Origin of the sequence: Acidovorax sp., from assembly GCF_021287135.1 — a bacterium.
Classification (GTDB): Bacteria; Pseudomonadota; Gammaproteobacteria; order Burkholderiales; family Burkholderiaceae_C; genus Acidovorax.
This window is the reverse complement of the sequence record NZ_JAJTBB010000061.1, coordinates 13,309-37,566: the sequence shown is the minus strand read 5'-3', so window position 1 is coordinate 37,566 and position 24,258 is coordinate 13,309. Positions and strand designations below refer to the sequence as shown.

Genomic DNA, 24,258 nt, shown 5'->3' with positions numbered 1-24,258 from the left:
CCCGGGAGCCGCCCCGTTGCCGGATCCCCCGTCGGCCGCCGCGCCGGAAGATACGGCCGCAGTGGCCGCCGCTACGCAGCCCCCTCTAGCCGCCGAGCCGCCCGCGCCGCCCCCGGCCACGGCCGCGTCCGCCCCGCCGCTGCCCGATACCGCGGGGGGCGTGGACATCACGCCCCCCGGCGGCCGCGCCCCGCCTGCCCCAGGAACCCCGGCGCCGCTCGTGCGCGTGCCCCCACCCACCCGTCTGAGCTTCGACGTGAGCGGGCAGGCCAAGAAGTTTTCGTACAGCGCCCGTGCCGAACTGGTGTGGCAGCACGACGGCAGCCGCTATGAAGCGCGGCAGGAAATCAGCGCCTTCCTGGTGGGCACGCGCGCGCAGCGCAGCGTGGGCGCCATCACCGCCGAGGGGTTGCAGCCCGAGCGGTTTTCGGACCGCGCCCGCAGCGAGCAAGCCGCCCATTTCGATGCCGCCAAGGGACGCGTCACCTTCAGCGCCAACACGCCGGACGCTGCCGTGGGCCCGGGCGCGCAAGACCGCCTGAGCGTCTTTCTCCAGCTGGGGGCGCTGCTGGCCGCAGACCCGGGGCGCTTTGTGCCGGGGACCCAGATCACCCTCACCACGGTGAGTGCGCGCAGCGCCGACCGCTGGACGTTCAGCATCGAGGGGCCGGACACGCTGGACCTGCCCGCCGGCCCCACCGCCACGCTCAAGCTGCAGCGGCTGCCTCGCAAGGACTACGACCAAAAGGCGGAACTGTGGGTCGCGCCCAGCCTGGGCTACCTGCCCGTGCGCATCCGCATCACCCAGGCCAACGGCGACTTTGCCGACCTGCTGCTGCGCGCCGCCAGCCCCCCGTAGCGCCCGGCACCTGTGCACCGACCTGTTGCACGCACACGCCAACGCGCCAAAAAAACCGCACCCGCCCGCCAGCCCGGCCGTTTCATGAAATACTGGGCCGCAGCAGGAGCGAATGGCGTCGATGCGCACCCGGGACCGGCGCCCTTGAACTCTGCACCCACGCTGTCATCTAAGGTCTATATCGACAAGGGGAACACGATGCACATGCTCTACGACTCAGAATCCTTCGTGGTGGTCCACATGCTGCCCGATGCCCCCGGAAAGCAGAGCGGCGGCCAGCCGCTCAACGACACCGCCCCCGCCGTTCCCCAACTGGCCCGTCACGGCTTCGAGATCGTGGACAAACGCTCCGGCAAGGAGGTGTACCTGGATGGCTCCTGGGCAGAGATGTTCCAGCAGCAAATCCTGGCATGGCAGCGCGAAACGCCCACGCAGGAAGAAGTCGAGGACACGCTGGACCGCTACGCTGGGCTGGCGCAGAACCCGGTGGTGGTGCACTGAGCCGTTGAGCGCCCCGGGCAGCCAGCCAGCGCCCTAAACCTCGATCACATCGGGTGGCAACCCCTGGAGATGCCGCTCCTGCATGGCCTGATACGCGGCCTCCAGGTCCCTCGCGAACTGACGGCCGTTGAAGAGGGGGGACTGCGCCTTTTGCGTCTGGAGCTTGCCCCGCAGCGCTGAAAGCTGGGCCGGGTTCGTCGCGAGCTGAATGGCCAGGGCTTCGTACTCGGCGGCGGAATGCGTCACCAGCTCCGGCAGGCCCACCGCGTGCAGCAGGCTGGCCGCCACTCGCGCCGCAAACGACTCTCCCAGGCGCGTGAGCACCGGCAGGCCCGCCCACAGGGCGTCGCTGGCGGTGGTGTGGGCGTTGTAGGGCAGTGTGTCGAGAAACAAGTCGGCCAGGCGGTGGCGGGCCAGGTGCAAGTCGGAGGCCATGCGTGGCGCAAAAGCCAGCCTGTCGCCAGCGATCCCCCGGGCTTGCGCTTCACGCCGCAGGTTCTCCGGCACGGAAGGGTTGTCCTCAAACAGCCAGAGCACACTGCCCGGCACCGCGTGCAGGATGCGCATCCAACTGTCAAACACGGCCGGCATGATTTTGTAGTTGTTGTTGAAGCAGCAAAAAACGAACCCCGATTCAGGGAGCCCCAGTTCACTGCGCGTGAACACGCGTTCGCTGATGGCACGTTGCGAGTCATTCACCTGGTAGCTGTGGGGCATATACACCACCTTTTCGGTGAAATGCGCCTGCGCCTCGGGCGGCACCACGACCTTGTCCGCAATCACATAATCCATGTAATCGGCCCCCGTGGTGCCGGGATAGCCCAGGTAACTGACCTGAATGGGCGCGCAGCGGTGGGAGAAGATGCGGAAACGGTTGTCCAAGGTGAACCCCTTGAGGTCCACCCCGATGTCGATGCCGAGATCGCGCGACATACGGGCGATCTCGGCACCCCCGAGTTCGCGCACGTCAACAAACCGGTCAAAGCTCGCTGCAATCCGGTCTCGCATCGGATCGGCCGCCGGGGGGCCGAAAGAAAATGCAACCCACTCAAAACGATTGCGATCATGGCACTCGAAGAGTTCCGCCATGAGATGCGCGGTTGCATGGCTGTGCAAATCTGCCGAGTAGTAGCCCACCCGAATCTTGTTGCCACGCGCACGGGGTTTGAGGGCGCCGAGCGCCGAAGATGGGGGGTATTCCGTCTCCACTTCTTTCTTCGCGACTTGCAGATGCAGTGCCGGGTCATCAAACAAGGACAACGCGATGAATGGGGAAACACGCATCTCGCCTTCTCGAAGGCTGGATTCGCATGCTTTGAGCATATCGCCGAGCCCCTCCCAGGCACAGCTTTTCATTTTGCCGTGCACGATATTACCCAGCAAGTACCGAATTTCTGGCTTTATATCGTAGGCTGCCTGATAATCTGCGATTGCATCCTGGAACCTATTGAATCGCGCATGCAGTCCTGCACGATTCAAAAGGGAATCCGGCGTCTCAGGCTGGAGTCTTTTCGCCCGATCATAAATATCCATGGCCTCCTGATATTTATTCGCATCCAATAACGAAAAGGCAAGAAGCGACAAAATATCGGCATCTGCGGGGGCCAACTGCGCCGCCCGTTGAAAAGCCCGAACCGCAGGGTCCCACTGGAAAAGTGAGCGGTATGCGGACCCGAGATTCTTGTGCGCATTGGTCAGCTTGTCGTTGGACCGGATGGCGGTCTCAAAGTGCGAGATAGCCTGCTCCCACTGTTCCCGCCCCGCCAGAATCGCCCCTTTGGCGTTGTGCGCCTCGGCATGCCCGGGCCGCATCTGAATGACCTGGTCAAAGCAGCGCAGTGCCTCGTCCGGCCGCTCTGCATTCGCAAGGAGCACGCCCATGTTCTGGCAGGCATCCACATCCTGCGGGTCCAGGGCAAAGGCCTTGCGGTAGCACTCCAGCGCCTCGTCCGCGCGCCCCAGCTGGCGCAAGGCGTTGCCCTTGTTGTTGAACGCCGCCGCCAGCTGGGGCTCCAGCGCAAGGGCCCGGTCGTAGCTGGCGAGAGCCTCCTGGAGCCGCCCCAGTTCCTTGAGCGTGATGCCGCGGTTGACATAAGCAGCCGCAAAATCCGGGCGCAGGACGATGGCGCGCTCGAAATGCGCCAGGGCCTCTTCGTGGCGCTGCAGGGCCCCCAAGGCCAGAGCGCGGTTGACGTGGGGCGCAGGGTCGTCCGGGCCGTGCTTGATCGCCTGGCCGATGAGATCCACCGCCATCTGCAGATGGCCTGCCTGGTAGGCCAGCACGCCCTGCATGTGCAGCGCGCCCACATTCCTGGGGTCATTCTTCAGGATGGTGTTGTAGAGCTGGTTGGCCCGGGCGAGCTGCCCCTGTTGATGGGCTTGCATGGCCTCTTCCAGCCAGGCAGCCAGTTGGTCCTGAGAGGCCTGGGGAGGACGAAAGCCCAAGTTGTAGTGAATGTTCATGGTCCGAACGGTGGCGCAGGTGAAACGGGGAAAGACGCAACCACGGCCCACGCTTCGGGCGAGCCGGTGCACGCTGCGATTGTGCCGTGCCGGGCCTCCCGCCCCCGGGTCAGCGCCCCGCTGCGGGATACAGGCGACGGTAGAGCGGCCCCACGAGCATGAGCACGGCGATCAGCCTGCACACCTGCAGCGCCGTGACCACCGGCACGCCCAACTGCAGCACCTTGGCGGTGATGGCCATCTCGGTGATGCCGCCCGGAGAAGTGCCCAGCAGCAGCGTCACCCAAGGCAAGCCCGTCGCCCCGGCCAGCGCGGCGGCAAACAGCGCGCACGCCCCCATCAGCACCAGCGTGCCCAGCGCCACCGAGGCAAGCCATCGGGGCGCGGTGTGAATGAAATCCGCACGAAAGCGCACGCCCAGGCTCACGCCGATGACCAGCTGGGCTGCGTTGACCAAGGGCTGGGGCACCGCGGACAGTCCCACGCCCGCCATGGTCAGCCCCATGGACACCAGCAGTGCGCCCATGAACCAGGGGTTCGCACGCCCCAGCCGGTCCATCAGTAGCGCCCCCGCACCGGTCAGCAGCGCCATGAACGCCAGGCCGGGCAGGCTGACGACGCGAACCGTGGGGGGCAGGATGTCCAGGCCGTGCAGCCCGCTCCATTGCAGGGCAAACGGAATGGTCACGGTCACGATGAGCAGCCGCAGACTGTGGCTCGCGGCCACCAGATCGGTGCGTGCGTTCTCGCGTTCCGACAGCAGCGTCATCTCCGACGCCGCGCCAATGGCGCCAGCGAAATAGCTGGTGGCCCGCAGCATGGACGCGGGCACTCCGTGCATGCGCGGGGCATGCACACGGTACAACCAGGCCCCGAACAGCCAGCCCAACGCCAGCGCCCACGCAACGCCCAGCAGGATGGCCCACCAAAGCCCGCCAATCAGCGCCACCACCTCAGGGGTGAAATACAGCCCCAGTGCTGCGCCAATGGTCCACTGCCCCGCATTGCGCAGCGGGCCCCAACTTTCCGTAGGGCCTCCGCCCATCGACACGAGGGAGGTGGCCAGCAAGGGGCCGATCATCCACGGCAGCGGCGTGTGCAGCGCCACACAGGCCGCCGCAGCCGCCCAGGCCACAAGGAGCGTGGCGACGATGCGCAGGGAGGAACGTGCGGACAGCAGGGCCATGGAAGCTCGGTCGGGCAGGAACAAGAAGGCAGAAAAGGCAGAAGAAGGCAGCGGGACGGCGGATTCCGCCGCGCGGTGCGCAGGGCCGGCCGCTTCATGCGGCTGCCGGCCGCAGCTCACGCACCGCCGGTCTGCTGGAAAAAGGCGATGGTCCGGCGCAGTCCGGCGTCCAGGTCGATGGTGGGTTCCCAGCCACCCAGCACGGCGCGGGCCAGGGTGATGTCGGGTTGCCGCTGCCGCGGGTCATCACCGGGCAGAGGCCGGTGGACGATGCGGGCGCTGGACCCGGTGAGGGCTAGCACCCGCTCGGCCAGTTCGAGGATGGTGAATTCGCCCGGGTTGCCCACGTTCACGGGGCCGGCCACGTCATCCGGCGTGGCCATCAGGCGCACCAGGGCCTCCACCAGGTCGTCCACATAGCAGAAGCTGCGGGTCTGCGTCCCGTTGCCATAGACCGTCAGGTCCGTGCCCTGCAAGGCCTGCACGATGAAGTTCGACACCACCCGCCCGTCGTCGGGCCGCATGCGGGGCCCGTAGGTGTTGAACAGCCGGGCTACCTTGGTGCGCACGCCGTGCTGGCGCCGGTAGTCGAAGAACAGCGTCTCCGCGCAACGCTTGCCCTCGTCGTAGCAGGAGCGCACCCCGATGGGATTGACATGGCCCCAGTAGGATTCCGGCTGGGGGTGCACCGAAGGATCGCCATACACCTCGCTGGTGGAGGTCTGCAGGATCACGGCGCCCTGGCGGCGGGCCAGCTCCAGCAGGTTCATCGCACCGAGCACGCTCGTGCGCAGGGTTTTCACCGGGTCGGCCTGGTAGTGGACCGGCGACGCGGGACAAGCCAGGTTGTAGATGCAGTCCACCTCGGCATCCATGGGCTGGGTGACGTCGTGGCGCAACCAGCGAAAGTCCGGCCGATGCTGGAGGTGGGCGATGTTGCGCTCCTGCCCCGTGGAAAAGTCGTCCACGCACAGTACCGCGTGGCCGTCTGCCAGCAGGCGTTCGCACAGATGGGAGCCCAGGAAGCCCGCGCCCCCCGTCACCAGCACCCGTTTCTTTTCAGTGGGGCCGCGCGATGTCATGCAGCACCTCCGATGGCCGTACCGGGCACGTTGCGCCCCACGGTCACGTAGTCGAAACCAAGCGCCCGCAGGGCTTGGGGCTCGTAAAGATTGCGGCCGTCCAGGACCAGGGGCTGGCGCAAGGCCGCCCGCAAGGCCGCGAAGTTGGGGCTGCGGAAGACCTGCCACTCGGTCACGATCAGCAAGGCGTCAGCCCCGCTCGCGGCGCCCAGGGGGTCCTGCGCATAGTGGATGTTCGACAGCAGCGCGGGTTGGTCGCGCAGGTCTTGCGCGAAGCACCGGCGTGCCTCGTGCATGGCCACAGGGTCGAATACCTGCAACTGCGCGCCGCGCTCCAGCAGCTCACGCACCAGCACGCGGCTGCAGGCCTCGCGCATATCGTCGGTGTTGGGCTTGAAGGCCAGGCCCCACAGCGCAATGCGGCGCCCGGACAGGTCGGCGCCCAGCCGCTGCACCAGGCGTTCTGCCAGCAGCTGCTTTTGCCCTTCGTTGACGCGGGCTACCGCGGCCAGCACATGCATCGGCAGGCCGGCCTGTCCGCCCATGTGCTGCAGCGCCGCCACATCCTTGGGAAAGCAGCTTCCCCCATAACCCACGCCGGGGTACAGGAAGCTGTCGCCGATGCGCGGATCGGCACCGATACCCACCCGCACGGGCTCGATATCGGCCCCCAGCGCATCGGCCAGGCGCGCCATCTCGTTCATGAAGCTGATGCGCGTGGCCAGCATGGCGTTGGCCGCGTACTTGGTGAACTCGGCGCTGCGGCGGTCCATGCAGATCACGCGGTCGTGGCCGTGGGCAAAAGGCCGGTACAGCTCGCGCAGCACTGCGCCCGCCCGCTGCTCGGCCGGGGTATCGCCGAAGCCGACGATGATGCGGTCAGGCCGCATGAAGTCGTCGATGGCGCTGCCTTCCTTGAGGAACTCGGGGTTGGATACCACGGCGAATTCCGCAGTGGCCTCGGCGCCCCCAGGCCGTCCGCGTTCGGCCAGGGCGGCAGCCACGGCCGCATGCACCGCATCGCCCGCGCCCACGGGCACGGTGGACTTGTTCACGATGACCTTGAAGCCGGTCATGTGGGAACCAATGGCCCGCGCCACCTGGAAAACGTACTGCAGGTCCGCGCTGCCATCCTCGGCGGAGGGCGTCCCGACCGCGATGAACTGGACCTCGCCATGCGCCACGCCCTGCGCCACATCGGTCGAGAAGGCCAGGCGGCCTGCATGGGCATTGCTGTCGATCAGCTCCGCCAGACCGGGCTCATAGATAGGCACCTCTCCGCGCTGCAGGGCAGCGACTTTGGCAGCATCCGTGTCGACGCACAGCACGTCATTGCCCAGCTGCGCAAGGCACACGCCCGTGACGAGTCCGACATAGCCGGTTCCGAAGACAGTGAGATTCATGGGCAAACAAAAAAAGAAACGCAGACCGGAGTCTGGCGGAAGGGCTGGGGCACTGGAGCCGTCACACGTCGATCACTTCGGGAGGCAGCCCTTTTTGCCGGCGGTCCTGCATGGTCACAAAGGCCGACTCGATATCCCGCGCAAAGCGGGGCGTGTCAAACAGGGGCGACTGCGGCCCCTGGTTCCGCAACCGCTCCCGAAGGCCCGCGAGTTGCGCAGGGTCGTGCGCCAGCGCGATCGCGCGGGCCTCGAAGGCCGCCTGCGTCGAGGTGACCAGCTCCGGCAGGCCTACCGCGTCCAACAGGCTGGCAGCCACCCGGCTGGCGAAGGACGCGCCCATGCAGGTCAGCACCGGCAGCCCCGCCCACAAGGCATCGCTGGCGGTGGTGTGGGCGTTGTAGGGCAAGGTGTCCAGGAACAGATCGGCCAGGCGATGGCGCGCCAAGTGCTCATCCCGCGGCATGCGCGAAGCGAACACCAGCCGGTCCGCGGAAACACCCGTGCCGCGGCATGGCGGCGCAGGTTGGCCGCAGCGAGGGGGTTGTCCTCGAACAGCCACAGCACGCTGCCTTCCACGGCCCGCAAGATGCGCATCCAGCCGTCAAAGGTGGGCGGCAGGATCTTGAAGTTGTTGTTGAAGCAGCAAAACACGAAGCCCGTGGCCGGCAGGCCCAGTTCCTCGCGCGCAAAGCTGCGATCCGATATCTCGCGGTGCGAATCGTTGACCTGGTAGCAATGGGGCATGTAGACCACCTTCTCGGCAAAGTGGTCCCGGGCCTCAGGGGGAATGACCACCCGGTCGGCCACGACGTAGTCCATGTAGCCGGCGCCGGTCGTTCCCGGATAGCCCAGGTAGCTGACCTGCACCGGCGCACACCGGTAGGCGAAGCAGCCCAGGCGGCTGTCCTGCGTGAAGCCCATCAGGTCCACCGCGATATCGATGCCCAGGTCCCGCGAGAGCTGGGCAATTTCCTGGTCGCTGCGCTCGCGCACGTCCATGAAGTGGTCCAGCGCCGCTTCCACACGCGCCCGCAGGGGGTCCTGCACGTCCGGCCCCACATAGAAGCCGAACCACTCAAACCGTTCGCGGTCGTGGAGTTCGAACAGTTCAACGATCAGCTGCGCGACGGGGTGGTTGCGAAAATCGGCCGAGTAGTAGCCCACGCGGATCTTGCCGGCCGGGCGGTTTTCATCGATACCGATCGGGCCCAGGGCATCGGCGGCCGGCTTCCGCCGATTATCGATCTGCAGCCGGGCGGCCATACTGTGCAGCAGGGGATCGTCCCACAACGACAAGGCAACGAAGGGTTCTACCTCCGCCGTGCCCGCTTTCAGCGCCTGCTCCAACTGCGCGACCTCGCTGCCCAGGCCTTCCCACTGGCAGCTGTGCTGCTTCACTGCAACGATACTGCATGCCAACAAGGGATTGTGCATCTGCAGCTGCCGCGCTTCATAAAACTGCTCCAGGGCCAAGTCGTAGCGCTTCATTTCCCGCAAGATCCTGCCCAGCAGGAAGCGAGTCGCACCCTGGTCAGGGCGCAAGCCTACTGCCTGGCGAACGTCGGCCATGGCCAGGTCCCACTGCCGCATCTGCCAATAGGCTTCGCCGCGGTTGTTCAGCGCTTCGGCGTACTGTGGCCGCAGGTCCAGTGCCCGTCCAAAGCTGGACGCAGCCTCTGCATACCGGCCCAGTCGCAATAGCGCGGTTCCCCGGTTGTTGTGCACCTCGGGCACCTGCGGCGCCTGTTCAGCCAGCGGATCCAGAAGTGCAAACGCCTCCTCGAACTGCTGGTTGTCCAGCAACCAGCTTCCCAGATTGAAGCGCGCCTGCACATGCCCCGGGTCCATCGCCACAACGGTGCGGTAGCTCTCCAGCGCCTCGGGCATGCGGCCCCGCGCCTGCAGCACGGTAGCGCGGTTGTAGTGCGCCAGCACCAGGCTGGGCGACAGCGCAATGGCCCGGTCGTAGGCTTCCAGCGCCTCACCACGGCGCTGCAGGCGCAGCAGCGCATTGCCGCGGTTGAAGTGCGGATCGACATAGTCGGGGCGCAAGGCAATCGCGCGGTCGTAGGCCCGCAGCGCATCCTGGGGCCGATTGGCAAGCAGCCAATCGTTGCCGCGGGTATTGCAGGCGACCGCATCGTCCGGAAGCTCTGCCGCAGCGGGCGCGCTCGCCACCTGCGGTGTCCAGGAGGTCGCCGGCAGCGAGAACTTGAAACTGGGCAGGCCGGTCGACGCACGGCTGGCCGCAGAGGGCTGACCGAAATTAGTCTTTTTTGCTTCCGTCAAGAGAGTGACTCCACCGCAGCGCCTGGCAACCGGCCACACCGCGGCGCTCGCGCAATCTGCCAGCCGCCGCATTGCGGCGACCCGGCTTGAGATCGGCGGCGGGCGTCAGAAGGAACGGCTACGCCAACGCCAGCCGGCAGGGCGGACGAGTGTATCAGCCAGCTCCGCGCCGCCGGGCCATTTCGCGCCCCATACTCGCCAGCGCGGCGGGTTCGGCGCCGGAGAGCGCCGCCGGGTAAGCCTGGTCTTCCTCCGTGCGAATATGGTCGGCATAGCGTCCCGCGAACCGGTCCAGCACCACGCCATCCCCTTCCGAGAAGGACTGTTCATGGCCCTCGGCCAGGGCCAGCAGCGGGCGGCGCGCGGCGGCCCAGTCGGCAGCCATGGCCACATGGTCCTGCTGCAGCCGCTCCACCAGCGCCCTCATCCCGGGCGTTGCCTGCGCCAGCAGGGCCGGGAACACGTGCAGCTCCTCGTCCTCGTGGTGCAGCGGGGCGGCGATGTCAAAGTAGCGCAGCACATCGCGGGCCGCCTGGCGGGCATTGCCGTCGGCTCCGTGCTGGCGGACGTGGTCGCGCAAACGCTCCAGCAAGGCCAGCGTGCGTTGCACGCGCTCGTGGCAGGCCTCCAGCATGGCGAAGGGCTCTTCAAACCCCACAGCCGGCGCGCTGAAACCGGGGAGATGCCTGTTCGGCACGGCGGGTGACGAAGACATCACGACCTCATTCACCCAGATGCACGGGCCGGCCCTGGCGGTCGAACGGGATCAAGGTGCCATGCGCGCCCCGTTTGATCGCGTCCACCATGCGCTGCAAGGGCGCTTCGGCATCGGCACTGGTGGGGGCCTTGTCCAAGGTTCCCGACAGGGCTGCCGCAAACACCATGGCCCAGTCGCAGCCTGGGGCCGTGAACTGGCGCGCCTCCTCCACCAGCGCGCCGAACGACGCGACTTCGTCCGGCGTCTTGTCAACACACATCAACGGAACCAGGGCCCCGCCCTCCCCCGCCTGGAAGCGCGCACGCTGGGCAGGCGTCGCGTCGTCCGGCAGCTCGACCGCAGCGAACACAAACAGCAGGCGCTGGGGTTCGGGCTGCAACCGCGCGGCGCGCAAAAGGTCGTCGAAACTGGAAATCTGCATGGCAAGGTTCTCGTGCAACTCAGGCAAAAAGGAATCAAGGGCCACCGGCTTAGAACCCGGGCACCACTCCCTGGTGGGGGTCCAGGGTGCTGACATAGGCCGTGGCCGCAGGGCGCGCGCGCGCCGCCTTGCGCGAAGCCACGGTGCCGATGCTGATGAAGCAAACGGCCTGCTCACTGGGCGCCAGCTGGAACAGCGCGCGCAGGCTGTTCGCCTTCAGGGCCTTGCCGCTGGTCAGCGCCGAGCCATAGCCTTGCGCAGTAGCCATCAGCAGCATGTTCTGCACCGCGCAGCCCGCGGAGACCAGGCGCTCGGCGGCATCCACCTCGGTATCGCCGCGCTGCGCATCGACCACCACCAACAGGAGCACCGGGGACCGGTACGCCTTTTCTCGCGCCTGCTCGGCCTGCTCGGCGGTTGCGGACGCATCGCGCTCCTGCAAGGCCTGGGCAAACACGTCGGCCAGCGCCGGCCGCGCCGCCGCCGGCACCAGCACAAAGCGCCACGGGGTCAGTTGACCGTGATCGGGCGCATGGGCCGCAGCACAAAGGATCTGCGCAAGCTCCCCGGCCGTAGGCCCCGGCGCGGCCAGCCGTTTGGGCAGGATGGTCTGGCGCGACTGGATGAGCGCGCTGGCCAAGGCTGCAGTCTCCTCCGGCGCCGAAGCTCCGGAGGAGGCCGGCGTGCCGTGCCGCGGCACGTTCTTCAAGGGCCAGGGAATGACAGCCATTGCAAGTTCCTTCCAGTACCAGCGCTCTCAACCCGGCCGGCCGTCTGCCCGCAGGCAGCCATACCAGCAGCCCAGGCGTGCGCCCCACAGGCCCATCGTGACCGCCCAAAGGCAGGCCGCCGCCGGAAGCACCCAAGCCCAGGCCACGCCGAAGAGGCCCGGCAGTTCGGCCGCAATGCGCAGCGCCACGGCCATCTGAAGCATCCAGAACAGCCCCCAGGCGATGCGGTCGGCGACAAGCGCCCGGCCGCTGTGGCCGCAGGACACCCGCGTGACCATGGCGAGCATCAGCGAGGCCAGGCACCCCATGGTGAGCGCATGCAAGGGTGCCAAGCCCAGCACGGGCATGCCGTAGCGCCATGCCAGCCAGTGGGAACTGCCCGCCAGCAGGAACGACAGCCCCAGCCACAAGAAGCCGATGTGCAGCATGGCCAGCAAGCGGTTCTTGAGGCTCTGCACCAGCCCCCAGACCCCGGCCAGCCACACGAGCACACCGCCGACCAGCAATTGCAGGGTTCCCAGCACCAGCGTCCACGGCGGCCCCCAGCCCTGCAAGGGCACGTTCGCCCGTTCGATCCAGGTCGCAGCGGCCTGCATCAGCGCAGCCGCCAGCATGAACCACAGCACCCACGAAGGCCGCCAGACCTGTACCAGCGGCAGAGCGCTGGAGGTGAAGAACGGGATCATGCGGTGCGCCACGGTCACGTACACCACGACCACAAAGCCCCACAGGCCGGTGTACACAAATGCACGGGCCAACGCCTGCGTTCCAACAGCCAGGCTCAGCCACAAGCCGGCCAGGCAAAGGCACCCCACCAGGCAGGCGGCGGCAATCACCCGAGCGTGCAACTGGTCCTCCACCCGGCTGATGCGCAGGCGGCCGGCAAACAGCGCGGTCATCCACGCCAGCCCGGCGCCCGCCAGGGCGAGCCCGGCCAATGCGGCGCCGATGCGCCAATGCGCACCCACGAGCCACAGCAGCCACCCCGCCGCCTGCGCCGCCAATGGCGCCAGCAGGTTCCGGGGCGGCAGCGGCTCCACGCCCAGCCATTTGGGCCCCGCCGTGAACAGGAAACCGGCAAAGAACAGCGGGATGAACCCCATCACCATCACCGCGGCATGCACCGTGGTGGGCGACAGGGCGTAATAGACACCGTCCCATCCGGTGGACCGCGCCAGCTGCACCAGCGCCCACCAGCCCCCCGAGGCCACAAGCACCACCATGGCAAGGAAAAATCCCAGCCGATGGGGCGCCAGCATCAGGTAGCGCCAGCGCCAGCGCTTGTCCATCAGCGCCACAGCCTCAGGCGAGGGCTTGCCCGCAACGGGCCGCACCGGGATGGACGAAGGCAAGGTCACCCGCACGTCCCCAGATGGCCGCACTGCGTGCAGTAGTCGCAGCCGTCCTTGCGGATGACGGCATGCGCCCCGCATTCGCTGCACTTCTTGCCTACCATGGCCTGCGGCACTGCCGCAGGCGGCGGCGCGGGCTCGTCCAGTGGGAGCTGCTGCTGGACGGGATCGGCCACCCGGCGCGCCAAAATGTTCTGGATGGCGTACGCCATGGCCGCCACCTCGGAGTCATGCCACATGGGCACCAGGGTGCCGTCGTCCTTGCGGTGCTGCCCCAGGCGCACCGGCCCCCGGTCCCAGGCTACCTTGCGCATGTCGGACAGCGCGCGTTCCAGGAAGCCGCCGCGGGCTGCCAGCGACAGCAGCCGCATGCTGGAGGTGATCCACTGCTGCGATTCGCCGCTTTGCCCCACGGGCATGAAGAACTCGATGGCCCGGTCCACCGTGCGGTTGCCCACGCCGGTGGGCACGGGCAGGAACGAGACAATCAGGTACAGCGTCTTGTGGCCTTCCTGCGTCCAGTACTCCAGCTTTTCCGCCACGGCCGACAAGCCGCCCTGGGGCCGGCTCTCGATGACGGTGCGCATCGGGTCCACGGGCGGCGCTGCGGGCGCAGGGGGGGCTGGCGGCTCGGCATGGGTCTCCAGCACCGACCCCAAGATCGCGTTCGGGCGGTAGGTGGCCAAGCCCTTGAGCCGCGCGCGCCACGCCTGCAGGTACAGGTCCTTGAAATCCTCGTACGGGTAGTCCGCCGGGATGTTCACGGTCTTGGAGATGGCCGTGTCCACAAAGGGCTGGACCGCTTCCATCATCGCAATGTGGTCCTGCGCGGACATGGCCAGCGCCGACACGAAGTAGTCGGGCAGCGCATCCACGTCGCCGCCCAGCTCGCGGTACAGGCGCCAGGCATGGTCCTCCACCGCGTACTCGGTGGTGCTGCCGTCGGACTCGCGCTTCTTGCGCTTGTACATCCATGAGAACGGAGGTTCGATGCCATTGGACGCGTTGTCGGCAAAGGCCAGGCTCACCGTGCCGGTGGGCGCGATGGACAGCAGGTGGCTATTGCGGATGCCGTGCTCGCGGATGGCGGCCTGCAGGGCCTCGGGCAGCCGGCTGGCAAAGGTGCCCTTTGCCAGGTACCCGTCGGCGTTGAACTTGGGGAACGCGCCCTTCTCGCGCGCCAGCTCCACCGACGCTGCGTATGCGGCATCGCGCATGTACTCGGCAATGCGCGCCGCCATGGCGCGGCCCTCGGGCAGGTCGTAGCGCAGGCACAGCATGGCCAGCGTATTGCCCATGCCGGTAAAGCCCACACCGATGCGCCGCTTGGCCATGGCCTCGTCGCGTTGCTGCGGCAGCGGCCAGAAGGTCACGTCCAGCACGTTGTCCAGGGCCCGCACCTGCAGAGCCACCGCCTGGCGGAACGCGTCGAAGTCAAACGCGGCCACGCCGCCAAAGCCGAAGGGGTGGCGGACAAAGCGGGTCAGGATGATGGGCCCGAGGTCGCAGCAGCCGTACGACGGCAGCGGCTGCTCGCCGCAGGGGTTCGTTGCCGCGATCTGCTCGCAATAGTGCAGGTTGTTGTCTTCGTTGATGCGCCCCAGGAACAGAATGCCGGGCTCGGCGAAGTCGTACGCGGACTTCATGATGATGTCCCACAGTGCGCGAGCCTGCACGGTGGCATAGACCCACTGGCCGTCGGCGCGCTGGCGCGCGCCCTGGGCCCGCAGGGCGGCGCCGGGAGCCGCCTTGTGCACCAGCTCCCAGGGAGCGTCGCTCTGCACGGCCTCGATGAACGCATCGGACACACCCACCGACACGTTGAAATTGTTCCAGCGGCCCGGCGTGCGCTTGGCCGTGATGAACTCCTGCACATCGGGGTGGTCGATGCGCAGTACGCCCATTTGCGCGCCGCGGCGGGCGCCCGCGCTTTCCACGGTGGAGCAAGACTGGTCGAACACGTTCATGTAGCTGCACGGGCCGGAGGCCATGGAAGCCGTGCCCTTCACATGCGCCCCCTTAGGACGGATGCGCGAGAAGTCGTACCCCACGCCACCGCCGCGGCGCATGGTTTCCGCGGCTTCGCGCAGCGCTTCGTAGATGCCGGGATAGCCTTCGTCGTCCACGCCCTGGATGCAATCGCCCACGGGCTGCACAAAGCAGTTGATCAACGTGGCCTGGATGTCGGTGCCGGCCGCGCTCATGATGCGGCCCGCGCCAATGGCGCCGGCCTTCAGGTTGGCCAGAAACAATGTTTCATATTTCTCGCGCAGGCCTTCGGCTTCTGCGGATGCCAGGGACCGGGCCACGCGCTGGTACAGCTCGTCGGCAGAGCTCTCGCCGGGCTTGAGGTACTTCTCGCGCAGCACGTCCAGGCTGATGGGCTGCAGGGTGGTTACGGGGCTGAGGGGGGGCTGGGGTTCGCGTTTCATGGGCCGATGATTTGGGTTTCACCTGGAGACGGTGTTGAGGTCCGTCAAGAAGCGCTCATTCCACTCCGAATGCAGGCGCATGGCAAGCCGCCCCAGCGCTACTCATCCACCAGCACCTGCCCGTCGTGCTCCACATAGGGGTGGTAAGGCCCGGTCCCGCTGTTGTCCGCGCGCGAGGCAGGCACAAAGCCGCCGGTGCTGACGTCAAAGACATGGACCTCTCCTTCCTCGATCACGTAGTGCCAGCCGTGCAGGCTGATCTGGCCCGCCTGCACACGGCCGCGCACCATCGGGTATTCCATGAGGCGCTCCAGCTGCAGCACCACCGCGCGCTGCTCGGTGCGGCGCAGCACCTCCGGACCCGGCGACATGGGCAGCAACGCCTCGCGCCCCAGATCCAGCCAGCGGTCCAGGTTGGGCGCCTCGGGCGAGACCTCACCATACATGGCCTTGATAGCCCCACAATGACTGTGGCCGCACACCACGATCCGCCGCACCTGCAGGTTGAGCACCGCAAACTCGATGGCCGCCGTGGTGCCATGGTGGCCGTGCGAGCCGTCGTACGGCGGCACAAACGCACCGACGTTACGCACCAGAAACAACTCGCCCGGCCCGGAACCCGTCAGCAGGTACGGCACCAGGCGCGAATCCGAGCACCCGATGAACAGTGTCGTGGGGTGCTGCCCCTCATCCACCAGGGCCTGAAACTGCTCGCGGTACTGGGGAAAGGCGTCATTGTGGAATTGGCGCAGGCGGTCTAGCAGCTCGTCGGGCATGGGCGCGGTCCGTGGCAGAGCGAGCGGTCGCTACTGGACAAGCGCAGAGCTGGCAGCGTCCAGCGCCACGCCCTCCACCTGGGCGGCACCGGCGAGCAGTTGCAGATACTGCCGCAGCGCATTCACCCAGGCTTGCTGCCGCAAGGTGAGCGCAACCGCCGCGCGCACCTCTTCGAATGCAGGCTGGCGGCCGGGATCCCGCGCCACCACCTCCACCACATGCAGGCCGAAGCGGCTGTGCACCAGCCGGGCCAGCACGCCGATTTCGTTGCCGCCGAAAACCTCGCGGGCAAACTCTGGCGCGCAATCGGCGCGGGTCAGCCAGCCCAGCTCGCCGCCTTGCTGGCCGCTCGGGCAGTTGGACCACTGCGCCGCCGCCCGCGCAAACTGGGCTCCGCCATCGTCCGCGCAGCGCAGCTCGATCAGCAGGGCCTCGGCCCGCAGGCGCAGTTGCTTCACATCCACGCCGGGCGTCACGGCAAACAGCACATGGCGCAGTTGCGCGCGCTCGCCCTGGGCATGGGCCACCGGGTGCGCCTCGTGGTAACGGCGGCAGGCGTCTTCCGAGGGGTCAGGCACGGACAGCTCACGCTCCAGCAGGCGCTCGATCGCGTCGGAGGCCTCTACGCTGATGGCACCTTCCGCACCCGGCACATCGCTGGCCGGCAGCAGCCCGGCCTGCTGCGCCGCCTGGCGCAGCAGCTCGGTGCAGGCGCGCTGGCGCAGCGCCTCTTCCTCCAGCCATTCGTGGGGGCCGTTCAACGCCACGCCATTGACGCGAGCAATCTCCGCCGCCGGGCCGCCCTCGCCAGCCCGCTCCGCCGCACCGCCGGCGGGCGCCGGAGCTTGCGCCATGGCCGCGGCCAGCGCCTCATAGGCCGCCGCCTGGGCGGGCGTCAGCGTGCTGGCAAGCCCGGGGCTGCCGATCTCAGGGGCGGTGCTGCAGCCGCAGCCTCCGGTTCCACATCCGCTCATGGTGTACTCCTGGCAAAAAGGGTGGGATTCAGGCGCGGCGGTCTTGCGGCTGCATATGGCCTGCGGGCAGATTCAGGCGCCGAGCGCGCACCACCTGGTAGGGGCGCAGCACATAGGCCAGCGTGCCAAAGCCGCTCCACACATGCACCAGGCGGGTGAAGGGAAACACCAGGAAGATCGTCATGCCCAGGAACATGTGGGCCTTGAAGATCCAGCCCGCTTCGGCGAGCAGCTCCACGCCGCCGCTGCGGAAGGTGACCACGCGCTGGCCCCACTCGGCCAGCTTCATCATCATGGAGCCGTCCAGGTGCTGGGCCGACAGCGGAATGGTGGCCAGGCCCAGTGCCAGCTGCAGCCACAGCAGGAACAGCAGCACGATGTCGCTGGTCTTGGACGTGGCGCGGATGCGTGCGTCCGACAGGCGGCGGTGCAGCAGGATGGACACGCCCAGAAAGCCGAAGAGGCCGGCGATGCCACCCGAGACCATGGCCATGAGCTGTTTGTTGCCAGCGCTGATGAAATGCTCGTACACCACGTGGGGCGTCAACATGCCGAAGGTGTGGCCGAAGAACAGAAACAGCACGCCGATGTGGAACAGGTTGCTGCCCCAGCGCAGGCTGCCGGTGCGCAGCAGCTGCGACGAATCGCTCTTCCAGGTGTACTGGTCGCGGTCAAACCGCGCCCAGCTGCCGATGAAGAACACGGCCAGGCAGATGTAGGGGTAGATGCCAAACAGCAGGGTATCGATCCAGGGGGTGGTCATGCTGAGACTCCTTGGGGAGCCCGCTCGGTGCGGGCGTTGCGAACAAAGTGCACGGGCTGCCCGTCGCGCAGGTTGCCGGGCTTGGACTGACCTTGCGTGCTGCAGCCGCCAAAGGCCTCGGGCTCGGCCCAGACCTCGTCCATGGCGGGCTCGGGTGTGAGGGCGACCGACTGCACACGCTGGCCCGACACTTCGAGCACCGCGGCAATCACGCTGGCGTAGGGGCTGTTGCGCGCCACCAGCGCACTGAACAAGGCGTTGAGGATGTGGGCCATTTCGCCCAGAAACTCCTTGGCCACCTCGGGCGGCTGGGTCGAGGCGAACTCCAGCACCACGGGCAGGTGGTCGGGCAGCTCGTCGGCCTCAAACTGCAGGCCTGATTTTTCGTAGGTCTGCATCAGGTCGATGAGCGCCGGGCCGCGGTCGCGCGAGTCGCCGTGCACGTGCTCGAACAGGTGCAGCGAGGTCTGGCGGCCGCGGTCGAAGTTGTCCACGTAGCGGGCTTCGGCTTCCAGCGGGTCCAGCGCGGCGAGGTGCTGGCACACGGCCTTCAGCTCGTCCATGCGCTCGGCCGTGAGGGCCTGCTCGGCCTGCAGCGCGTCGATGAGCTGCGGCATCACGCTGCGCAGCTGCGCATCGGGATAGCTCAGCAGGTAGCCCAGGGCGCGCAGGGTCAGGCGCACGGAGGTCGGGTTCTTCTTGAACATGGTGATTTCCTTCCCTGCGGTCAGACCGTGGCCTTGATCGGGATCGTTCGGGGCTTCTTGCCGCCGAACATGCTGACTTCCGTCGCGCCGTCCGAGCAGCCGTTGCCGAACGAGAAGCCGCAGCCGCCGCGGATGTCGAACGCGTTCTCGGCGTATTCGCGGTGGGCCGACGGGATGACAAAGCGGTCCTCGTAATTGGCAATCGCCATCACCTGGTACATCTCCTCCACCTCGGCCATTGACAGCCCCGCCTGCTTGAGCACGGCCAGGTTCTGGCGCTGCTCCACATGCTTGTCACGCTGGTAGGTGCGCATGGCCAGCATGCGTTCCAGCGCGCGCACCACGGGGCCGGTATCGCCGGCGGTGAGCAGGTTGGCGAGGTACTGCACGGGGATGCGCAGCTGCGACACGTCAGGGATCTCGCCATTCACGCCCACTTGGCCCGCGTTGGCCGCAGAGGTGATGGGCGACAGCGGCGGCACGTACCACACCATGGGCAGCGTGCGGTACTCGGGGTGCAGCGGCAGGGCCACCTTCCAGTCCACCGCCATCTTGTAGACGGGGCTGTTGCGGGCGGCTTCCATCCAGCTGTCGGGGATGCCGTCAATGCGGGCCTGCTTGATGACTTCCGGGTCGTTGGGATTGAGGAAGATGTCGAGCTGCGCCTGGTACAGGTCGCGGTCGCGCTCCACGCTGGCAGCCTCCTGGATGCGGTCTGCGTCATACAGCAGCACGCCCAGGTAGCGGATGCGGCCCACGCAGGTTTCGGAGCACACGGTCGGCTGGCCCGCTTCGATGCGGGGGTAGCAGAAGATGCACTTCTCGGCCTTGCCCGACTGCCAGTTGTAGTAGATCTTCTTGTAGGGGCAGCCGCTCACGCACATGCGCCAGCCGCGGCACTTGTCCTGGTCGATCAGCACGATGCCGTCTTCCTCGCGCTTGTAGATCGAGCCCGAGGGGCATGATGCCACGCACGCCGGGTTCAGGCAGTGCTCGCACAGGCGCGGCAGGTACATCATGAAGGTGTTTTCAAACTGGCCGTAGATGTCCTTTTGCACCTCGTCGAAGTTCTTGTCCTTGCTGCGTTTGCTGAACTCGCCGCCCAGGATTTCTTCCCAGTTCGGCCCCCACTCGATCTTCTCCATGCGCTGGCCGGTGATCAGGCTGCGGGGTCGCGCGGTCGGCGCGGCCTTGGTCTCAGGCGCCGACTGCAGGTGGTCGTAGTCGAACGTGAAGGGCTCGTAGTAGTCGTCGATCTGCGGCAGGTTGGGGTTGGCGAAGATGCGCATGAGCAGCTTCCACTTGCCGCCCTGTCGGGGGGCAATGGAGCCGTCCGGGTTGCGAACCCAGCCGCCGTTCCACTTGTCCTGGTTTTCCCATTCCTTGGGGTAGCCGATGCCGGGCTTGCTTTCCACGTTGTTGAACCAGGCGTATTCCACGCCGGGGCGGCTGGTCCAAACGTTCTTGCAGGTCACGGAGCAGGTGTGGCAGCCGATGCACTTGTCCAGGTTCAGCACCATGCCGATTTGTGCGCGAATTTTCATCGTGTTTCTCCTATCGACGTGTCCACACGTCTTGTCGAGGGGTGCGCTGAGCGTCTTGCGTTCGCGGGCTGTGAGAGGCGCCGGGGCCTGCGCGCGGGACAGCGAGCAAGGGCCGCCCCGCAGTGAGGCTGTCGTCCCCCTCCCGCGAAGCGAGAGAGGGGGAAGGCGCGAAGCGACTCAGGGGGTGTTTGCGAGTTCATCGTCGAGCCAGTCCACGCGGTTCATCTTGCGCACCAGCACGAACTCGTCGCGGTTGGTGCCAATGGTTCCGTAGTAGTTGAAGCCGTAGCTGTACTGCGCATAGCCACCGATCATGTGGGTGGGCTTGAGCACAATGCGGGTGACCGAGTTGTGGATGCCGCCGCGGGTGCCCGTGGTCTCGGCGCCGGGGGTGTTGATGATCTTCTCTTGCGAGTGGTACATCATCACCATGCCGGGGTTCACGCGCTGGCTCACCACCGCGCGGGCCGCGATGGCGCCGTTGGCGTTGAACAGTTCCACCCAGTCGTTGTCCACGATGCCGGCACGCCGTGCATCGTCTTCACTCAGCCACACCACCGAGCCGCCCCGGTTGAGGGTCAGCATGTGCAGGTTGTCGCTGTACGTGCTGTGGATGCCCCACTTCTGGTGCGGCGTGATGAAGTTGAGCGCAATCTCCTTGTGCCCGTTGGGCTTGCGGCCCTCCACCTCTTCCAGCGTCTTGAGGTGCACGGGCGGGCGGTAGCTCACGAAACCCTCGCCGAAGTCGCGCATCCAGGGGTGGTCCTGGTAGAACTGCTGGCGGCCCGTGAGGGTGCGCCATGGGATCAGCTCGTGCACGTTGGTGTAACCCGCGTTGTAGCTGACCTTCTCGCTTTCCAGCCCCGACCAGGTCGGCGAGCTGATGATCTTGCGCGGCTGCGCCTGGATATCGCGGAAGCGGATCTTCTCGTCTTCACGGTGCAGCGCCAGGTGCACGTGGTCGCGGCCGGTCTGCTTGCCCAGGGCCTCCCAAGCCTTGCAAGCCACGTGGCCGTTGGTTTCAGGGGCCAGCATCATCACCACCTCGGTGGCGTCGATGTCGCTCACGATGCGGGGCATGCCCTGCGTCACGCCCTCTTCCTTCACGCGGCCGTTCAGATCGCCCAGCTGGCCCACCTCGGTCTGCGTGTTCCAGCCAATGCCCTTGCCGCCGTTGCCGGCCTTGTCCATCAGCGGGCCCAGGGCGGTGAAGCGCTTGTACAGGTTGGGGTAGTCGCGCTCGACCACCGTGACCTGCGGCGCGGTCTTGCCGGGGATGAGTTCGCACTCGCCCTTCTTCCAGTCGCGCACGCCATAGGGCTGGGCCATTTCACCCGCCGTGTCGTGCATGATGGGGGTGAGCACCACGTCCTTCTCGACGCCCAGATGGCCCACGCTGACCTCGCTCACAGCCTTGGCGAAGCCCTTGTAGATCTCCCAGTCGCTCTTGGCCTGCCAGGCGGGGTCCACGGCGGTGGACAGCGGGTGGATGAAGGGGTGCATGTCACTGGTGTTGAGGTCGTTCTTCTCGTACCAGGTGGCGGTGGGCAGCACGATGTCGGAGTACAGGCAAGTCGTGCTCATGCGGAAGTCCAGCGTGACCAGCAGGTCCAGCTTGCCTTCGGGTGCCTTGGCGTGCCACTGCACTTCTTCGGGCTTGGCCTCATCGTGGCCCAGGTCCTTGCCCTGCACGCCATGCGTGGTGCCCAGCAGGTGCTTGAGGAAGTACTCATGCCCCTTGCCCGACGAGCCCAGGATGTTGGAGCGCCACACGAACATGTTGCGCGGCCAGTTGTCGGGGTGGTCCGGGTCCTCGCAGCTCATTTGCAGGCTGCCGTCCTTCAGCGACTGGACCACGTAGTCCTTGGCGTCCAAGCCCTTCGCAGCGGCGTCCTTGGCCACCTGCAGCGGGCTGGTCTTGAGCTGGGGCGCGGAGGGCAGCCAGCCCATGCGCTCGGCGCGCACGTTGTAGTCGATCTGGGCGCCGTGGTAGGCGCGCTGGTCGGCCAATGGCGACAGGATCTCCTCCATGCCCAGCTTCTCGTAGCGCCACTGGTCGGTGTGGGCGTAGAAGAAGCTCGTGCTGTTCATCTGGCGGGGCGGGCGGATCCAGTCCAGCGCAAAGGCCAGGGCCGTCCAGCCCGTCTGGGGCCGCAGCTTTTCCTGGCCCACGTAGTGCGCCCAGCCGCCGCCGCTTTGGCCGATGCAGCCGCACAGCATCAGCATGTTGATGATGCCGCGGTAGTTCATGTCACTGTGGTACCAGTGGTTCATGGCCGCGCCGATGATGACCATGGACTTGCCATGGGTCTTGTCGGCGTTGTCGGCGAACTGGCGGGCCACGGTGATGATCTGGTCGCGCGGCACGCCGGTGATCTTCTCTTGCCATGCGGGCGTGTACGGACGGTCTGCGTCGTAGTCGCCGCCGGGCTCTTCTCCGGGCAGGCCGCGGTCGATGCCGTAGTTGCCGGCCAGCAGGTCGAACACGGTGGCCACGGCCACGCGGCCTTCGATGCCGTCGCCGTGCAGGTCCAGATGGGTCACGGGCACGCGGCGCACCATCACGTCGCCGCCCTGGTCGTTGGCGGTGAAGTTCGGCGCGTGCACACCGCCAAAGTACGGGAAGGCGACATCCGCCACGTCGTAGGCCTGGGCGCCGTCTTCCATCACCGACAGCTTGAGCTTCACGGTGTTGCCGGTGCGGGCTTCCTTGTTCTCCAGGTTCCACAGGCCCTGGTCGGCGCGGCCGTCAGCCCCCCAGCGGAAGCCGATGGAGCCGTTGGGCAGCGTGACCTGGCCCAGCTCGTCGTAGCCCACGGTCTTCCAGTCGGGGTTGTTGGACTGGTCGAGCTGGCCAGGGAAATCGCTGGCACGCACGTAGCGGTCCGGCACCATGGCCTTGCGGCCGTCGGGCAGCGTCTTTTCCTTGAGCACGACCAAGAGCGGCAGGTCGGTGTAGCGGCGCGCGTAGTCGTCAAAGTAGGTACTGCGGCCCTTGCCGCCGTCCTTGAAGTAGAACTCCTTCAGGATCACATGGCCCATGGCCATGGCGGCTGCGGCGTCGGTGCCCTGCTTGGGGTGCATCCACAGGTCGGCCAGCTTGGCCACTTCGGAGTAGTCGGGCGTGACGGCCACGACCTTGGTGCCCTTGTAGCGCACCTCGGTCAGGAAGTGCGCGTCGGGCGTGCGCGTCTGGGGCACGTTGGAGCCCCAGGCAATGATGTACGAGCTGTTGTACCAGTCGGCCGATTCGGGCACGTCGGTCTGCTCGCCCCACACCTGCGGGCTGCTGGGGGGCAGGTCGCAGTACCAGTCGTAGAAGCTCATGCACACGCCACCGATCAGGCTGAGGTAGCGGCTGCCGGCGGCGTACGAGATCATCGACATGGCCGGGATGGGCGAGAAGCCGATGATGCGGTCCGGCCCGTGCTTCTTGATGGTGTAGACGTTGGCCGCGGCAATCATCTGGTTCACTTCATCCCAGGTGCTGCGCACGAAGCCGCCCAGGCCGCGCTGCTTTTGCCATTCGCGGCGGGCCGCGTCGTTCTCCACGATGCTGGCCCAGGCGTCCACGGGGCTCTTGGCAATGGCCAGGGCTGCACGCCAGTGCTTGAGCAGGCGGCCGCGCACCATGGGGTACTTCACGCGGTTGGCGCTGTACAGGTACCAGCTGTAGCTGGCGCCGCGCGCGCAGCCACGGGGCTCGTGGTTGGGCAGGTCGGGCCGGGTGCGGGGGTAGTCGGTCTGCTGGGTTTCCCAGGTGACGATGCCGCCCTTGACGTAAATCTTCCAGCTGCAGCTGCCGGTGCAGTTCACGCCGTGGGTGCTGCGCACGATCTTGTCGTGCGCCCAGCGGTCGCGGTAGGCGTCTTCCCAGGTGCGGTCTTCACCGTTGGTCTCGCCGTGGCCCTGGGCGAAGGTCTCGCGGGGTTGCGAAAAGTGCGTGAGTCGATCGAGGAAATGGCTCATCGGGGGCTCCTTGTTTCTTGGGTATCTCTAGGGCGCTTGCCATCTGCGCCCCGCGTGCAATGCCGGCGTGCTCTCTGCCGGGTGTTG

At 67.0% G+C, this 24,258-nt stretch carries 19 protein-coding genes; 2 read left to right on the top strand and 17 right to left on the bottom strand.

The features are described 5' to 3' along the window. A partial coding sequence (locus LWW96_RS14150) for a DUF3108 domain-containing protein (protein WP_291488041.1) occupies positions 1-859 on the top strand: 859 nt, incomplete at its 5' end. A 198-nt stretch (positions 860-1,057) separates the two neighbouring features. Next, the gene (locus LWW96_RS14145; protein WP_291488039.1) at positions 1,058-1,360 is read left to right on the top strand and encodes a DUF3567 domain-containing protein; all 303 of its coding nucleotides are present in this window, start codon (positions 1,058-1,060) and stop codon (positions 1,358-1,360) included. Between the two features lie 33 nt (positions 1,361-1,393). On the opposite strand, the gene LWW96_RS14140 is transcribed toward LWW96_RS14145, so the two are convergent. The 17 genes from LWW96_RS14140 to LWW96_RS14060 form a co-directional block, all read right to left on the bottom strand. Further along, positions 1,394-3,823, bottom strand: a complete 2,430-nt coding sequence (locus LWW96_RS14140) for a tetratricopeptide repeat protein (protein ID WP_291488037.1) — start codon at positions 3,821-3,823, stop codon at positions 1,394-1,396. Between the two features lie 109 nt (positions 3,824-3,932). Beyond that, positions 3,933-5,009: an AbrB family transcriptional regulator gene (locus LWW96_RS14135; RefSeq protein ID WP_291488035.1), complete on the bottom strand. Its 1,077-nt coding sequence runs from the start codon at positions 5,007-5,009 to the stop codon at positions 3,933-3,935. A 116-nt stretch (positions 5,010-5,125) separates the two neighbouring features. Then, on the bottom strand, positions 5,126-6,091 hold the full coding sequence (locus LWW96_RS14130; RefSeq protein WP_291488033.1) for a UDP-glucuronic acid decarboxylase family protein: 966 nt from the start codon (positions 6,089-6,091) through the stop codon (positions 5,126-5,128). Then, a complete protein-coding gene (locus LWW96_RS14125) occupies positions 6,088-7,494 on the bottom strand; it encodes a UDP-glucose/GDP-mannose dehydrogenase family protein (RefSeq protein ID WP_291488031.1) in 1,407 nt (468 codons plus the stop codon). Before LWW96_RS14125 ends, LWW96_RS14130 begins: the two co-directional genes overlap by 4 nt. Positions 7,495-7,555: 61 nt before the next feature. Then, positions 7,556-7,957, bottom strand: coding sequence for a hypothetical protein (locus LWW96_RS14120; RefSeq protein WP_291488029.1), 402 nt, complete (start codon positions 7,955-7,957; stop codon positions 7,556-7,558). Beyond that, positions 7,840-9,855, bottom strand: coding sequence for a tetratricopeptide repeat protein (locus tag LWW96_RS14115; protein ID WP_291488027.1), 2,016 nt, complete (start codon positions 9,853-9,855; stop codon positions 7,840-7,842). Before LWW96_RS14115 ends, LWW96_RS14120 begins: the two co-directional genes overlap by 118 nt. Before the next feature lie 82 nt (positions 9,856-9,937). Next, complete coding sequence (locus tag LWW96_RS14110; protein ID WP_291488025.1) at positions 9,938-10,498, bottom strand: hemerythrin domain-containing protein; 561 nt, start codon at positions 10,496-10,498, stop codon at positions 9,938-9,940. Positions 10,499-10,505: 7 nt separating this feature from the next. After that, the gene (locus LWW96_RS14105) at positions 10,506-10,922 is read right to left on the bottom strand and encodes a ribonucleotide reductase subunit alpha (RefSeq protein WP_291488023.1); all 417 of its coding nucleotides are present in this window, start codon (positions 10,920-10,922) and stop codon (positions 10,506-10,508) included. A 49-nt stretch (positions 10,923-10,971) separates the two neighbouring features. Further along, a complete protein-coding gene (locus LWW96_RS14100; RefSeq protein WP_291488021.1) occupies positions 10,972-11,652 on the bottom strand; it encodes a nitroreductase in 681 nt (226 codons plus the stop codon). Positions 11,653-11,679: 27 nt separating this feature from the next. Next, positions 11,680-13,011, bottom strand: a complete 1,332-nt coding sequence (locus LWW96_RS14095) for an NnrS family protein (protein WP_291488019.1) — start codon at positions 13,009-13,011, stop codon at positions 11,680-11,682. Beyond that, entirely contained in the window at positions 13,008-15,437 is a 2,430-nt protein-coding gene (locus tag LWW96_RS14090) for an adenosylcobalamin-dependent ribonucleoside-diphosphate reductase (protein ID WP_291488017.1), read from the bottom strand. The genes LWW96_RS14095 and LWW96_RS14090 overlap by 4 nt, the downstream gene beginning before the upstream one ends. Positions 15,438-15,535: 98 nt before the next feature. Continuing rightward, on the bottom strand, positions 15,536-16,213 hold the full coding sequence (locus LWW96_RS14085) for a carbonic anhydrase (protein ID WP_291488015.1): 678 nt from the start codon (positions 16,211-16,213) through the stop codon (positions 15,536-15,538). Positions 16,214-16,243: 30 nt separating this feature from the next. Next, the gene (locus tag LWW96_RS14080; RefSeq protein WP_291488043.1) at positions 16,244-17,068 is read right to left on the bottom strand and encodes a peptidylprolyl isomerase; all 825 of its coding nucleotides are present in this window, start codon (positions 17,066-17,068) and stop codon (positions 16,244-16,246) included. 148 nt (positions 17,069-17,216) lie between these two features. Continuing rightward, positions 17,217-17,951, bottom strand: coding sequence for a respiratory nitrate reductase subunit gamma (narI, locus tag LWW96_RS14075; protein ID WP_291488012.1), 735 nt, complete (start codon positions 17,949-17,951; stop codon positions 17,217-17,219). Beyond that, a complete protein-coding gene (gene narJ / locus LWW96_RS14070) occupies positions 17,948-18,658 on the bottom strand; it encodes a nitrate reductase molybdenum cofactor assembly chaperone (protein WP_291488010.1) in 711 nt (236 codons plus the stop codon). Before narJ ends, narI begins: the two co-directional genes overlap by 4 nt. Positions 18,659-18,678: 20 nt before the next feature. Beyond that, positions 18,679-20,202: a nitrate reductase subunit beta gene (gene narH / locus LWW96_RS14065; protein ID WP_291488007.1), complete on the bottom strand. Its 1,524-nt coding sequence runs from the start codon at positions 20,200-20,202 to the stop codon at positions 18,679-18,681. A gap of 177 nt (positions 20,203-20,379) precedes the next feature. Further along, positions 20,380-24,171 carry a nitrate reductase subunit alpha gene (locus LWW96_RS14060; RefSeq protein WP_291488006.1) on the bottom strand — a complete coding sequence of 1,264 codons (3,792 nt, stop codon included), beginning with the start codon at positions 24,169-24,171 and terminating at the stop codon, positions 20,380-20,382. Positions 24,172-24,258 lie beyond the last annotated feature (87 nt).